The organism is Embleya australiensis, assembly GCF_051903075.1.
Lineage (GTDB): Bacteria > Actinomycetota > Actinomycetes > Streptomycetales > Streptomycetaceae > Embleya.
Window position 1 is genome coordinate 3,024,282 of sequence record NZ_CP182423.1, and the last position, 13,189, is coordinate 3,037,470.

The 13,189-nt window shown below is 73.0% G+C and carries 13 protein-coding genes; 4 read left to right on the forward strand and 9 right to left on the reverse strand.

Translation table 11 applies throughout. The annotated features are described in order from the left end of the window. The first annotated feature begins 85 nt into the window (after positions 1-85). The 3 genes from ACMXN5_RS43400 (at position 86) to ACMXN5_RS43410 (ending at position 2,788) form a co-directional block, all read left to right on the forward strand. Positions 86-1,087, forward strand: coding sequence for a methyltransferase (locus tag ACMXN5_RS43400; protein WP_439680367.1), 1,002 nt, complete (start codon positions 86-88; stop codon positions 1,085-1,087). Next, complete coding sequence (locus ACMXN5_RS43405) at positions 1,084-1,836, forward strand: SDR family NAD(P)-dependent oxidoreductase (RefSeq protein WP_439680368.1); 753 nt, start codon at positions 1,084-1,086, stop codon at positions 1,834-1,836. Before ACMXN5_RS43400 ends, ACMXN5_RS43405 begins: the two co-directional genes overlap by 4 nt. Before the next feature lie 214 nt (positions 1,837-2,050). Beyond that, the gene (locus tag ACMXN5_RS43410) at positions 2,051-2,788 is read left to right on the forward strand and encodes a polyprenol monophosphomannose synthase (protein ID WP_439680369.1); all 738 of its coding nucleotides are present in this window, start codon (positions 2,051-2,053) and stop codon (positions 2,786-2,788) included. A 106-nt stretch (positions 2,789-2,894) separates the two neighbouring features. On the opposite strand, the gene ACMXN5_RS43415 is transcribed toward ACMXN5_RS43410, so the two are convergent. The 7 genes from ACMXN5_RS43415 to ACMXN5_RS43445 all read right to left on the reverse strand — a co-directional run bounded on the left by ACMXN5_RS43415 (position 2,895) and on the right by ACMXN5_RS43445 (position 10,992). After that, a complete protein-coding gene (locus ACMXN5_RS43415; protein ID WP_439680370.1) occupies positions 2,895-3,581 on the reverse strand; it encodes a GntR family transcriptional regulator in 687 nt (228 codons plus the stop codon). Positions 3,582-3,677: 96 nt separating this feature from the next. Beyond that, positions 3,678-4,436 carry an alpha/beta fold hydrolase gene (locus tag ACMXN5_RS43420; protein WP_439680371.1) on the reverse strand — a complete coding sequence of 253 codons (759 nt, stop codon included), beginning with the start codon at positions 4,434-4,436 and terminating at the stop codon, positions 3,678-3,680. Between the two features lie 60 nt (positions 4,437-4,496). Further along, positions 4,497-5,618 (reverse strand): 3,4-dihydroxyphenylacetate 2,3-dioxygenase, encoded by a 1,122-nt coding sequence (hpaD, locus tag ACMXN5_RS43425; RefSeq protein WP_439680372.1) that lies wholly within the window; start codon positions 5,616-5,618, stop codon positions 4,497-4,499. Between the two features lie 177 nt (positions 5,619-5,795). Next, positions 5,796-7,316, reverse strand: coding sequence for a 5-carboxymethyl-2-hydroxymuconate semialdehyde dehydrogenase (gene hpaE, locus ACMXN5_RS43430; protein WP_439680373.1), 1,521 nt, complete (start codon positions 7,314-7,316; stop codon positions 5,796-5,798). Continuing rightward, a complete protein-coding gene (dapA, locus tag ACMXN5_RS43435) occupies positions 7,313-8,251 on the reverse strand; it encodes a 4-hydroxy-tetrahydrodipicolinate synthase (RefSeq protein ID WP_439680374.1) in 939 nt (312 codons plus the stop codon). Before dapA ends, hpaE begins: the two co-directional genes overlap by 4 nt. Further along, positions 8,248-9,735 carry a fumarylacetoacetate hydrolase family protein gene (locus ACMXN5_RS43440; protein WP_439680375.1) on the reverse strand — a complete coding sequence of 496 codons (1,488 nt, stop codon included), beginning with the start codon at positions 9,733-9,735 and terminating at the stop codon, positions 8,248-8,250. The genes dapA and ACMXN5_RS43440 overlap by 4 nt, the downstream gene beginning before the upstream one ends. Positions 9,736-10,317: 582 nt before the next feature. After that, positions 10,318-10,992 (reverse strand): formylglycine-generating enzyme family protein, encoded by a 675-nt coding sequence (locus tag ACMXN5_RS43445; protein WP_439680376.1) that lies wholly within the window; start codon positions 10,990-10,992, stop codon positions 10,318-10,320. A gap of 168 nt (positions 10,993-11,160) precedes the next feature. On the opposite strand from ACMXN5_RS43445, the gene ACMXN5_RS43450 reads away from it, so the two are divergent. Continuing rightward, positions 11,161-12,126, forward strand: coding sequence for a polysaccharide deacetylase family protein (locus tag ACMXN5_RS43450; RefSeq protein WP_439680377.1), 966 nt, complete (start codon positions 11,161-11,163; stop codon positions 12,124-12,126). Here ACMXN5_RS43450 and ACMXN5_RS43455 read toward each other — a convergent pair. Beyond that, on the reverse strand, positions 12,117-12,599 hold the full coding sequence (locus ACMXN5_RS43455; RefSeq protein ID WP_439680378.1) for a protein-tyrosine phosphatase family protein: 483 nt from the start codon (positions 12,597-12,599) through the stop codon (positions 12,117-12,119). The genes ACMXN5_RS43450 and ACMXN5_RS43455 overlap by 10 nt on opposite strands. Next, positions 12,596-13,186, reverse strand: a complete 591-nt coding sequence (locus ACMXN5_RS43460) for a CGNR zinc finger domain-containing protein (RefSeq protein ID WP_439680379.1) — start codon at positions 13,184-13,186, stop codon at positions 12,596-12,598. The genes ACMXN5_RS43455 and ACMXN5_RS43460 overlap by 4 nt, the downstream gene beginning before the upstream one ends. Positions 13,187-13,189 lie beyond the last annotated feature (3 nt).

Below are 13,189 nucleotides of genomic sequence, written 5' to 3' on the forward strand. Positions count from 1 at the left end.
CCTCCACGAAGATCGGCATTGTTGATGGCATCGGTAATCATATAGCATTCCAGATACCAACTTCCTGCCCCTCGAGGAGATCCGCATGCCAGTTCCCTCGGACGCCCGGGCCGCGGTCGATCCGGCTCCCATCGTCGATGTCGCGATCGGATACATGGCCGCCAAGCAGCTGTTCGCGGCCGGCGAGGCCGGACTGTTCGCGGCCCTGGCCGACGGCCCCGCGCCGCTCGACGAGATCGTCGCCCGTACCGGACTGCCCGCGCGGACCGCACTGATCCTGGCCGACACCATGGTGGGCCTGGGCCTGTTGGAGCGAGGCGACGCAGGCTACGCCAACTCGCCCGCCACCGCGCACCATCTCGCCGGCTCGGGGGAGGGCGTGGACCTGCGCCCGTTCCTGACCTTCCTCGACGGCGTCAGCTACCCGCACTGGCTCGGATTCGGCGAGACCTCGCGCACCGCCCGCCCCGCCCCGCTGGACCTCGGCGGCGACCGTCTCGGCACCTTCCTCGGCGGCGTGATGACCTACAACGCGCTGCACGCGGCGATGCTGGTCCGGTGCTACGACTTCGGCGGCCACCGGCGGGTGCTTGACCTGGCCGGACTGTCCGGGTCGTTCCTGGCCGAGGCGTTGCGCGCGCACCCCGAGCTGTCCGCGACGTTCATGTCCGACGGCGACCTCGTCGGGCACGCGGAGAACACCCTGGCCGCCGCCGGCGTCGAGGACCGGGTCGAGGTGGTCGGCGGCGATCCGCTGTCCGGCGAGGTGCCCACCGGATTCGACCTGGTGCTCCTCGAACACGTGGTGCACCGCTTCGACCCCGAGCACAACCGGCGGATCGTGGCGGCGGCGCGCAAGGCCGCCGAGCCCGGAGCCCGGCTGCTGCTGCTCGACTTCTTCCTGGAGCCGACCGGGACGCCGCGCCTGATCGACACGCTGCACGCCGGGGAGTACCTGGTCATCGACGGCACCACCGTGTATCCGCGGGCCGAGGTCGAGGAATGGCTCGTCGAGGCAGGCTGGCACCCGGTGGACGTGCTCGAACTGCCCGGCAGCCCCCGGGTGATCGTGGCGGAGGCCCGATGACCGCCCCGGACGCGCGGCCGGGCCGGGTGGTCGTGGTCACCGGCGGCGCGAGCGGGATCGGCGCGGCCGTCGCCCGGGCCTTCGCCGGGGGCGGCGACCGGGTCGTGATCGCCGACATCGACGCCGCCGCGGCGGACGAGGTCGCCGGGGAGATCGGCGGCACCGCGGTCGTGATGGACATCACCGACCCCGCGTCGGTGGCCGCCGCCCTGGATCGGGTGCTCGCCGAGGTGGGCCCGCTCGCGGTCCTGGTCAACAACGCCGGCCTGGTCGCGGGCGGCGGGCTCCTGGTCGACCTGCCGATCGAGGTGTTCGACACCGTGGTGGCGGTCAACCTGCGCGGCACGTTCACCGTCACCGCGGCGGCGGCCCGCCGGATGATCGCCGAGGACGCGGGCGGCGCGATCGTCAACATCAGCTCGATCGGCGCCCGGCAACCCACCGCCGGCCTCGGCCACTACGAGGCCACCAAGGCCGCGGTGGACGCGCTCACCCGCACCGGCGCGATCGAGCTGGCCCCGCACCGCATCCGGGTCAACGGCGTGGCGCCCGGCCCGGTGCACACCCCGATGACGGCCGGCCTGATGGACGACCCGCAGGCCCGGCAGGCGTGGGAGTCCCGGATCCCGCTCGGCCGCATCGCGGTCCCCGAGGACGTCGCCCCGCTCGCGGTGTTCCTGGCCTCACCCGCCGCCGCGCACATCACCGGCACGATCGTCCAGGTCGACGGCGGCCAACTGCTGGTCTGAGCCCGGCCACGGCGACTGGGCGCACCCGGCCCCGGCGACCGGGAGCCGCCCCCGGTCGCCGTGCCGCCGGCCGCGCGGGCGGACACGCCGCTCGGGTGCGGACGGCCGGCGCCCAGGCGCCGATAGACTCGCGCCTCATGCATACAGACCTGTCGTCCGCCGGTGCCTGGGCGCCGCCGCGCGATGCTCCGGGAGATCGCGCGGGAACCGGATCGTGGTAGAGACCTTCGCGAGGATCGTCGTCGTCGTTCCCACCTACAACGAGCGGGAGAACCTGCCCGTTCTGGTCGGCCTGCTCGCGGATCTGGGCCTGCCGAACCTGCACGTGCTCGTGGTGGACGACAACTCGCCCGACGGGACCGGCGAGGTGGCGGACAAGCTCGCCACCGAGTCCTCGGGGTTCGTCGGGGTGTTGCACCGCAGGGACAAGGACGGGCTGGGCCGCGCCTACGTCGCCGGGATCACCCGTGCGCTGGACGAGGGCGCCGACGTGGTGATCCAGATGGACGCCGACCTCTCGCACCCCGTCGCGGTGATCCCGACCATGCTCGACACGCTGCGCACCGGCGACGCCGCCGTGGTGATCGGCTCGCGGTACGTGCGCGGCGGCTCGACCGCCGCGGAGTGGGCCTGGTACCGCAAGCTCCTGTCGACGTGGGCGAACCACTACGTCAACGCCATCCTGCGGCTGGGCGTGAAGGACGCCACCGCCGGCTTCAAGGCATGGCGGACGTCGGCGCTGCGGGCGATCGACCTGCCGTCGATCCACAGCAACGGCTACTCGTTCCAGGTCGAGATGAACCACCGCACGGTCAAGCGCGGGCTCCGGATCGTCGAGGTGCCGATCCGCTTCGAGGAACGGGCCGAGGGCGCCTCGAAGATGAGCCTGGCCGTGCAGATCGAATCCGCCCTGACGCCCTGGAAGTTGCGCTTCGGGCGCAGGGTCGGCTGACGGCGCGACCTCGCTCCGGCCGCAGCCGGCGTACCCGGGCCCCGGCCGAACCGGCCGGGGCTTTCGGCGCCCCGCGGCCGGTTCGACCGGGGCTCTCGGCGTCCCGCTACGGCGTCCCGGCCTTGGCCTGGTGCAGGGCCGCCGCGGTGGCGATCTTGTGGGCGCAGGCCGCACGTTCGATCTCCCCGGGGTCCGCGCCGGCGCCGATCAGGTCGAGCAGGTGCTCGTGTTCGCGCACCGAGGTGCGGGCCCGGCCGGGGACGTAGGTGAAGGTCGAGCGGCGCATGTGGTCCAGGCGGGCCCACTCGGATTCGAGCAGCGCGTTCAGGTGCCGATCGGGGCAATGCGCGTAGAGCGAGAAGTGGAACCTCCGGTTGAGCGCGGTGAACGCGGTCGGGTCGAAGTCGGCCAGCGCCTCGATCATCCGGTCGTTGATCGCCCTCGCCTCGGCGATGTTCTCGGGGCTCATCAGCGGCGCCGAGATCGCCGTCGCGTAGCCCTCGAGGCGGGCCAGCACGTTGAGCGAGTGCTCGACCTGCGAGCGGTCGAACACGGCCACCCGGGCGCCGACGTTGCGGACGATCTCCACCAGGCCGTCGGACTGGAGCCGGCGCACCGCCTCGCGCAGCGGGATGGTGCTGACTCCCGCCTCGCGGGCGAGCTGGTCGAACACCAGCCGGTACCCGGGGCCGTAGGTGCCGTCCAGGATCCGGCCGCGCAGCAGCTCGTAACACATCTCCGACTTGGACGACTTCGACGCCTTGCTCGCGGCGGTTGCCTTTGCGGGGCTCAACTACGGTCTCCTCAGTCTCGACCGGATACGGTCGCGGGCCGGGACACGGTGTCCCGGCCCGGCGTCATCCGGTGCGCGCGGTATGCGGCGGGTGGGTCAGCGGCCGACGACCGACACGGCCAAACCCTGGAAGTTGGGGCTGACCAGGACGCCGTGGTGGTCGCCGGTCACCACGACCATGCGTGATCCGGCCGCCGCCGCGACCAACACGTCGATGTCCCGGGTCATCGGGTCGTCGGTGCCGACCACGAACCACGGCGGGGTGTGGCCGGCCCATGGCGTGGGCTCGAAGGGTGTGCTCCGCAGGCCCTCGACACACGTGACCAGCCCGTCGGCGCGGTCGCCCTCGGCGCGGATCAGGCCCGCGATCATCCCGGTGAGCGGATCGGCGGTGGTCGCCTCGCCGCGTACGACCCGGCGCAGTTCCGCGACGTCCACGGCGGCGAACGGCTCGACCGGGCTCATGCCGCCGAACGCCACGCGACCCACCCGCTCCGGCGCGCGTTCGGCCAATGCCCAGATCAGCCGGGCGCCGAGGGAGTAGGCGATGATGTCGACCCGCTCCGCGCCGTACGCGTCGAGCACGGCGAGCAGATCGTCGACGGTGGTGTTCGCGTCCGCCTCGTCGCCGCTCGTCGGGGCCGGACTGGCGCCGTGTCCGCGCAGGTCCGGCGCGATGACGGTGCGGCCGGCGTCGATCAGCGCCGTCACCATGCCCGTCTCCAACCAGGAGCGGCGGGCGTCGGAACAGAACCCGTGCACGAGCAGCACCGGGGGTTGCTCGGACTCCCCGACCTCTTCGGAGGGCCCGACGCTCGGATAGGTGGTGACGGCGAGGGGCTGCCGTGTGCGCATCCTACTTCTCCACTCGACTATTTCGGATACGATTTCGGATCTTACACCAGGGGTGGATGCTCACGGCGGGGACCCCACCTGCGGCGATGTGTCGCGCGCGAACGAGAAGCCGTCGGCGCCGACCGTCACCTCCGCCTCGTGGTTCTCCTCCCGAGCGAACACCGGCTGCGGCTTCCCGGCCAGGTCCAGCACCGTGGACGCCTCCGCGTACCACGACGGCACCACCGGATTGCCCCACCAGTCGCGCCGCTGGTTGTCCCGCACGTCCCACGACAGCACCGGGTGGTCGGGATCCCCGGTGTAGTAGTCGGTGGTGTAGATCTCCACGCGGTGCAGGTCCGGATCACGCACGTACACGTAGAACGCGTTGGACACCCCGTGGCGCCCCGGACCGCGCTCGATGTGCGCCGACCGGCGCCGGGCGCCCAGCAGATCGCATACGTGCAGCACTTGGCCGCGCTCGTGGGTGCTGAACGCGATGTGGTGCAGCCGGGGACCGTCGCCGCCGGTCAGCGCGATGTCGTGGACCGTGTCCTTGCGGTGCAACCAGGACGCGTACAGCGTGTCGTCCGCGCCCCGGATGTCCTCGGTCACCCGAAAGCCCAGGTCGCGGTAGTAGCGCTCGGCCCGCGCCACGTCCGGCACCACAATGTTGAAGTGGTCGAGCCGGGCGATCGCGCCCGCACCGTGCAGGTCGTAGCTCTGGTGCAGGCGCGGCACGTGCTCGGCCGCGTAGAAGAACTCCAGCGGGAACCCCAGCGGGTCCAGCACCCGTACCGCCGGGCCGATCCCCCGGGTGGCGCCCGCCGCGCGGCGCTCCACCGGTACGCCCAGGGCCCGGTAGTAGCGCTCGGCCGCGTCGACCTCCCCCGGCGAGCGCACCCGGTACGCGAGCGCGGCCAGCGCCGGGCTCGCGCCGCGGCGCAACACCAGCGAGTGGTGCAGGTACTCCTCGAAGGCGCGCAGGTACACCGCGTCCTCGTCCTCGTGGGTGACCACGAGGCCGAGCAGGTCGACGTAGAACTCCCGGGACGCGGCGGGGTCGGTGACGACCAGCTCGGCGTAGGCGGCCCGGACGATGTCGGGCGGGGGTATCGCCCCCGCCGGCTCGGGCACGGGGGCGGGGGTGCCGGGGCGGACGGCGGGCACGGGCGGCGGGGGCGGAACGGCGGGAGTGGGCATGGGGGCTCTCCTCCTGTTCGACGCGCTGTTCGGTTGAGAGGTCGTGCGGAAGCCGGTGTCCTGAGGTCGCGCGGAACCGGCTTCGAGAGCTGTGCGGAACCTAGCAAGCGAGCGACCTGCGCGGATACGGTCGAGGACGAACCGACGGCCGGATCGCGCGGGGTTCGGCCGTGATCGTCACGCGGCGCCGAATCGGGCCGTGTGCAGTGGCGCCATGGCCACGTGTACCGCCTGCTGCGTGGTGTAGAAGTCGATCGAGCGGTGGCCGCCCTCGTGCCCCAGGCCGGAGGCCTTGATCCCGCCGAAGGGGGTGCGCAGGTCCCGCACGTTGTGCGAGTTGATCCACACCATCCCGGACTCGACCCGGTGTGCCACCCGGTGGGCGCGGCGGATGTCGTTGGTCCACACGTAGCCGGCCAGGCCGTAGTCGACCGCGTTGGCCAGCTCCACCGCGTGCGCCTCGTCGTCGAACGGGGTCAGCGCCACGACGGGGCCGAAGATCTCCTCCCGGAATATTCGGGCATCGGCCGGCACGTCGCGAAACACCGTCGGCGCGAGGTAGTTGCCCGTCGGCAGATGTGCCGGGCGAGCGCCGCCGACGACCAGGCGCGCCTCGGTGCGACCCACCTCGACATACGCCAACACCCGTTCGTAGTGTTCCGGATGCACCAGCGCGCCGACCTCGGTGGCCGGATCCGCCGGGGGACCGACCACGATCCGCTCGGCCCGCGCGGCGAAGCGCTCGACGAACTCCTCGTACACCCCGCGCTCGACCAGGATCCGCGAACCGGCCGTGCAGCGTTCGCCGTTGAGCGAGAACACGCCGAACAGCGCGGCGTCGATCGCGTCGTCCAGGTCGGCGTCGGCGAAGACGATCACCGGTGACTTGCCGCCCAGTTCCATCGACAACCCCTTCAGGTGTCGGGCGGCGGCGGCGAAGATGGTGCGCCCGGTGGTGGTCTCCCCGGTGAACGAGATCAGCGGCACGTCGGGGTGCTCGACCAGCGCCGCGCCCGCCTCCTCGCCGATCCCGCCGACCAGGTTGAACACACCCCGGGGCAGGCCCGCCTCGGTGAGGATGTCGGCCCACAACGACGCGGACAGCGGGGTGAATTCGGCGGGCTTGAGCACCACGGTGCAGCCGGCCGCCAGGGCCGGCGCCAGCTTCCATGACTCCAGCATGAACGGCGTGTTCCACGGCGTGATCAGCCCGGCGACGCCGACCGGTCGGCGGTGCACGTAGTTGAGTTGGCGGCCCGGCACCTGATACGCCTCGTCGGTCTGACCGACGATCAGGTCCGCGAAGAAGCGGAAGTTCTCGGCGGCGCGCTGCGCCTGGCCGAGCGCCTGGGTGATCGGCAGGCCGGTGTCGAAGGTCTCCAGTTCGGCCAGCCGCGCATCGCGTCGCTCGACCTCGTCGGCGATGCGGTTGAGCACCACGGCCCGTTCCCTGGCGGGCAGTCGCGGCCACGGCCCCGTGGTGAACGCACGACGGGCGGCGGCCACCGCCGCCGCCACGTCGGCGGCCTTGCCCGCGGCGGCGGTGGCGTAGGGCAGGTTCGACGCCGGGGCGCAGACCTCGAACGTGGCGCCGTCCAGGGAGTCGACGTGTCGGCCGTCGATGAAGTGACGCAGCCGGGTGGGCAGCCCGGCGGGCACCTCGGCGGGCTCGACGGGCGTCGTCGTGGTGGTGCTCATGCGGATTCTCCAAGGGCGGGGTCGGTCAGCAGGTCGAACCGGCTCTGCGCGAGGGCGGATACGGCGGTTCGGCCGGATTCGGACAGCGGCAGCAGCGGGGGGCGGACCAGGTCGGAGCCGAGCAGGCCGCGCCGGTGCATCAGCCACTTCGCCGGCGCCGGATTGGTCTCCACGAACAGCAGGTCCACCAACGGCTGTACGGCGTAGTGCAGTTCGCGGGCCCGACCGAGATCGCCCTGCTGATACGCCTCGTACATCTCGGCCACCGCGGCGGGCGCGATGTTGGCGAGCGCGGAGACGAAGCCCGCGCCGCCGAGGGTCAGCACGGGTAGGCACAGGAGTTCGATGCCGGACCAGAGCAGGAGTTCGGGGCCGGCGGCCTCCATCACCCGGGAGAAGTGTTCGAAGTCCCTGGTGGTCTCCTTGATGCCGACGATGTTCTCGTGCGCGCGGAAGAGCCGGGCCACGGTCCGCGGATCGATGTCCACCGCCGTGCGGCTCGGCACGTTGTAGATCACCACCGGCAGGTCGGGGTATTCGCGGGCGACGGTGGAGTACCAGGAGAACAGCGCGTCCTGGGTGGGGCGCGCGTAGTAGGGGGTGATCACCAGCACCGCGTCGGCGCCCGCGTCCCGGGCGACGCCGGTCAACTCCAACGTCTCCTCCAGCTTGGCCGAACCGGTACCCGGCAAGAACGGTGCCCGGTCGTCGAGTTCGTCGGCGACCACCCGGATCGCCTCGGCCCGCTCGGCCAGGGTCTGCGCGGACGGCTCGCCGGTAGAGCCGCCGAGCGAGATCCCGTGCGAGCCGGCCGCGAGCTGCCAGCGCACCAGGCGGCGCAGCGTGGCGGTGTCGAGGGCGCCGTCGGCGGTGAAGGGGGTGACCAGCGGCGCGATCGAGCCGCGGATCAGGGACGGGTCGGCGCGGTACTTCATCGGGACTCCTCGCGGGTGATGGGCGAAGCCGAGTCGTGGGTGGGCGGCAGCGCGGCCCGCCAGGCGCGGTAGGCGGGTTCCCACTCGGGGCCGATGGGGTACAGGCCGGCCAACGCGGCGCCCCGGGCGACCTGTTCGGTGATGAAGCGCTCGCGCGCCTCCTGCTCCTCGGCGGCGGCCAGGACCTCGGTCACCAGGGCGGGCGGGATGACCACCGCGCCGTCGTCGTCGGCGACCACGACGTCGCCGACCTGTACGGTGGCGCCGCCGCAGGAGACGGTGACGTCGACGTCCCAGGGCACGTGCCGGCGGCCGAGCACGGCGGGGTGGGCGGCGGCGGCCAGTACGGGCAGGCCCAGGGCGGCGACGGCGGCGCTGTCGCGGACCGCGCCGTCGGTGACGATCCCGGCGGCGCCGAGCGTGCGGGCGCGCAGGGCCAGGATGTCGCCGAGGGTGCCGGCGGTGTCCACGCCGCGGGCCTCCATTACCAGGACCTGGCCGGGTTCGAGGTTGTCGACGGCACGTTTTTGCGCGGTGTGGCCGTTGCCGTGGGCGGCGAACAGGTCCTTGCGGAACGGGATGTAGCGCAGGGTGCGGGCGGTGCCGACCAGGCGGGTGCCCGGGGTGAGCGGACGTACGCCGTCGATGGAGACGGTATCGAAGCCGCGGGCGCGCAACTGCACGCTGAGCGTGGCCACCGCGACCCGGCCGAGCCGGGTGCGCAGGTCGTCGGTGAGCGCGGGGTCGGGCACGGCGCCGTGGGCGTCGGCGCGGGTGGCCGGGTCGACGAGCGGAGGGGTGCCCCAGCCGGCGAGCGCGGGGCCGGCGACCACGTCGGTGCGCAGCGGTCCGGTGCACCGGGTCGGGTCGTCGAGGCTGTCCACCTCGACCTCGATGCGCTGCCCGATCTCGGCCACGCCGGCGCCGGCCGGGGTACCGGTCAGGATCACGTCGCCCACCTCCAGGGTGAGCAGCCGGGACAGGTCCGCGATCAGGTGGGCGAAGTCGAAGAGCAGGGTCGCGGTGGTGTCCTCCTGGACCAACTCGCCGTCCAGCCAGGTGCGTACACGCAGTGCCTCGGGACGCAGCTCGGCCGCGGGCAGCAGGATGGGCCCCAGCGGGGTGAAGCCGTCGCCGCCCTTGGAACGCACGTTGGCGCCCTTGTCCGCGTGCCGCAGGTCGTACAGACCGAGGTCGTTGGCGGCGGTGACCCAGCCGATGTGCCCCCATGCCTCGGCCGGTGTCACGCGATGCGCGGCGCGGCCGACGACCAAGGCGATCTCGCCCTCGAAGCCCAGCAGTTCGACGCCCGCCGGGCGCTCGACGCGCCCGGATCCGGTGAGCGAGCTGCCGGGTTTGAGGAAGTAGGAGGCGTGGTCGGGGACACGGCCGCGTTGGCGGGCGCGGGAGGGGTAGTTCAAGTGTACGGCCAGCACCTTGCCGGGCCGCCGTCCCGTCGATGCGGTCACCGCGTCCTGCGTCACTCGCCACCGCCCTTCGTGCCTGGTACCGCCCGCCGGATCGGCGATGCCATCTCGGAACGTATATGATTCCGGATAGAATAATAGAGGTGATCTCGGTTCCACTGTCAACCACCCGGAGGGGCACGCTTGTTCGGGCGGGAAGGTGGAGGCGGGGCGGCGCGGGCACGACGAGGACCCGGCCGCCGGGGCGGGGGTCGGGTCGGTGCTCTCGGCGGTGGTCGGTGCCGTCGGCTCAAGGGACCTGGGGAGTAATGCCCAAGCCGGCCCCCGGTCCGGGTTCGGGTGCGAGCGGTTCGGACGAGGGCATCGAATCGGCCATACCCGGGCCGGGCGCGCGCCGGGGTACGCCGGATACCGATGAGCGCGCTCCCACGGCGCGCGTCGGCCGGCTTCCTCCGGTGTCGGCGTGTTCGGGCTTGTGCGGCACCGGTGCCGGGGCGGAAAGTGGTGCGAGTGGGCGCCGGCTCCCCCCGTGGCCGGGCCCGCCGCGGCCCGGCGTCCGGCCCCCCGTCCGCTCGCCGGGCCGCCCCCATTCGCCCCGCGCGGTCGTCCGTGTAAGACAGTTGCGACGCGGTCGCCCGCTCAGGGCAGGATCGAGCGGGCGACGCGGAAACCCACATCGTCGACGCGGTAGCTCGGATGGCTGCGCCGACGGGCGCCGGCGCGCAGGCTCCAGTGTTCGTCGAACCAACCGCCACCGCGCAACACCCGGTATTCGCCGTAGACTTCGGCGTCGTACAGGTCCCAACACCAGTCCCAGACGTTGCCGAGCATGTCGTGGAGACCCCACGGATTGGGCTGCTTGCCGCCCACGTCGTGGATACGCTCCGCCGAGTTGGCGCGATACCAGGCGATGTCGTCGAGCGGGCCGTGATGCGGGCCGGTGGTTCCGGCGCGGCAGGCGTACTCCCACTCGGCCTCGGTCGGCAGTCGGTAGCCGTCGGTCGAGGTGTCCCAGGCGACCGGCTCGACGCCCGCTGCGAGGTGGTACGCCGGGGTGAGGCCCTCGTGTGCGGACAGGGCGTTGCAGAAGCGCACCGCGTCGTACCAGGACACGCCCTCGACCGGTAGCCGGTTCCCGACGGCGGCGCTCGGGTGCTCGCCGGTGACCCGCGCGTACCGCGCCTGGGCGACCGGGAACACCGCGAGCCGGAACGGCGCGATGTCGACCGACCAGCTGTGTTGGGTGCGCCGATCGCGCAGGGTGACCCGTCCGGCGGGGAGGGGGACCATCGCGTCGTCCGCAGTCGCGTCCATGATCGAAAACCTAGTGGTGGCCGGCTCGCGTGCCGTCACGGGGCGGGCCGCTCCGGACCTCGGTTCGCTCGGCCGGGCGAGGCATGGAGGCATTCGAGGCGAACAAACGTCCGGGTTCGAAGTCGGTGGGAGCGGGCAACAAGGGGCGCCATGAGCTGTGTGGATGCGATGAGGTCCCCGTCGTGGCGCGCGCTCACCCGATGGGGTGTCGCGCTCGGCCTGTGTGCCTGCCTGGCCGGTTCGGGGTGCGCGGACGAGGACGCCGGCGTGCCCCGGACCAAGCCGGGGCAGCCGATCGCGGCGGCGAACGCGCCCGGCGTGCCCGCCGCACCGGCCGCGCCGATTCCGGACGCCGTCCGGGAGCAGGCCGACGCGCGGATCCGGGCCGCCCGGCTGGGTGCGGAACAGCAGGAGGCCGCCCGGATCGCGGCGAGTCGGGCCGCCGCCGCGCGCAAGTGGGGCCTGGCGGAGGCGCCGATCGCGGCCCCCGCGCCGCCGGCCACACGGCCCGTGCTGAAGTCGGGTCCCGGCGTGACCCGCTACGGCGATCTGCCGCCGGTGGTGCACCGGGTGCCCACCGAGGACCGGGTGGTCTTCCTCACCGTCGACGACGGCGCGGAGAAGGACCCGGAGTTCGCCCGGATGGCCCGCGAACTGGGCGTGCCGTTCAGCGCGTTCGTCAGCGGCTATCTGGCTCGCGGCGGCTGGGACTACTTCCGGGGCCTGCACGAGCAGGGTGTCGCGGTGAACAACCACACGGTGAATCATCCGGACCTGCGGAAGCTGGGCTATGCGCGCCAGCAGCAGGAGATCTGCGGGGAACAGGAGACCGCCGAGCGCGAGATCGGCGTCGCCTCGCGGCTGTTCCGGCCGCCGTATGGGGAGTTCAACGAGGACACCCTGCGTGCGGCGCAGTCGTGCGGGATCGTGGCGCTCCCGATCTGGAACCAGGAGGCGTTCCCGGACCGGATCGAGTATCGCTACGACCACCGGCTCAAGCCGGGCGACATCATCCTCACCCACTTCCGGGGCCCCGGGCAGTGGAAGGGCGACATGGCCCAGATGTTGCGCCGCGTCGTGGACACGGCCACCGCGCAGGGCTTCGCCCTGGCCCGGTTGGACGATTACCTGTAGGGCCCGGACGATCCGGAGCCGTCCGTCGGGAAGCGGCGCGCCCAGCGGCGTTGCCACGGTGTCTCGACGGCCCGGCGGTGGTGGTGTTCGCGGGCCCAGGCGACGGCGTTCGCAGGGGCGATGCCGGCGCGTACGGCCAGACACGCGACGACGGTCCCGGTACGCCCGATGCCGCCCCCGCAGGCCACCTCGACCGCCTCGCCCGCGCGGGCCCGTTCGTGCAGCGCGCGGATCTCCCGGATCGCCCGCTCCCGATCGCGCGGCAGCCGGAAGTCGGGCCAGTCGAGCCAGACGTGCGGCCACGTCAGCGCCGCGTCGTGGCGGCGGCGCAACCGCTCGTCGCCGAGATAGAGGCCGAAGTCGGGCGTCGGACCCGCCGGCCGCGGACGGCGCAGCCCGCGCGCCCGGATCCAGGCCCCGTCGGGGAGGCGGAGCGCGCCGGTCAGGGGCGGTTGTTCGATCGCGGCGCTCACCGGGCCACCCCCGCCCGCTGCCGCCGGGCCCGGTGGTTGGCCACGTTGACCCGGTTGCCGCACAGGTCCGGCAGGCAGTAGCGGCGCCGGCCGGCCCGGCTGGTGTCGACGAATACGCCGCGACAGTCGGGGCCGGCGCACGCGCGGAAACGGTCGTGGCCGAGGGTGCGGACGGCGCCGAACAACCCGACCGCGACGAACGCGGCCAGTTCCTCGGCGAGCGACGCCCCCGGCGCGGTCGGGACGTACCACTGCCAACCGCCGTCGGCCGCCCGGTCCAGGACGGGGGCGAGCCCCGCCCGGGCGACGAGCACACCGGAGCCCGCGACGGCCTGCTCCGCCGTCTCGGTCTCGACGACGCCGCGCACCTCCCGGCGCAGCAGCCGAACCGCGTGGAGGTCGTCGTCGGTGGGCGCGCCCTTGTCCGCCAGGGCATCGAGCCGCAGGTCGTGCCCGGTCAGGAGGCCCGCCAACGCGGCCGGATCGGGGAGCGCGTCGCCGGTGTCGGCGCGCACCGTGGGCGAGGTATTGACCAGGTCGGATGCGAAGGTCGCGCCGGCGACATAGTCGGCCATCGGGATGCGCACACG

What these genes read in the sequence shown, in the direction of transcription:
- ACMXN5_RS43405 (WP_439680368.1), top strand. Translation starts at nt 1,084, where the DNA reads ATGACCGCCCCGGACGCGCGGCCGGGCCGGGTGGTCGTGGTCACCGGC.
- ACMXN5_RS43400 (WP_439680367.1), top strand. Translation starts at nt 86, where the DNA reads ATGCCAGTTCCCTCGGACGCCCGGGCCGCGGTCGATCCGGCTCCCATC.
- hpaD (WP_439680372.1), bottom strand. Translation starts at nt 5,618, where the DNA reads ATGCCCACTCCCGCCGTTCCGCCCCCGCCGCCCGTGCCCGCCGTCCGC.
- hpaE (WP_439680373.1), bottom strand. Translation starts at nt 7,316, where the DNA reads ATGAGCACCACCACGACGACGCCCGTCGAGCCCGCCGAGGTGCCCGCC.
- ACMXN5_RS43450 (WP_439680377.1), top strand. Translation starts at nt 11,161, where the DNA reads ATGAGGTCCCCGTCGTGGCGCGCGCTCACCCGATGGGGTGTCGCGCTC.
- dapA (WP_439680374.1), bottom strand. Translation starts at nt 8,251, where the DNA reads ATGAAGTACCGCGCCGACCCGTCCCTGATCCGCGGCTCGATCGCGCCG.
- ACMXN5_RS43420 (WP_439680371.1), bottom strand. Translation starts at nt 4,436, where the DNA reads ATGCGCACACGGCAGCCCCTCGCCGTCACCACCTATCCGAGCGTCGGG.
- ACMXN5_RS43445 (WP_439680376.1), bottom strand. Translation starts at nt 10,992, where the DNA reads ATGGACGCGACTGCGGACGACGCGATGGTCCCCCTCCCCGCCGGACGG.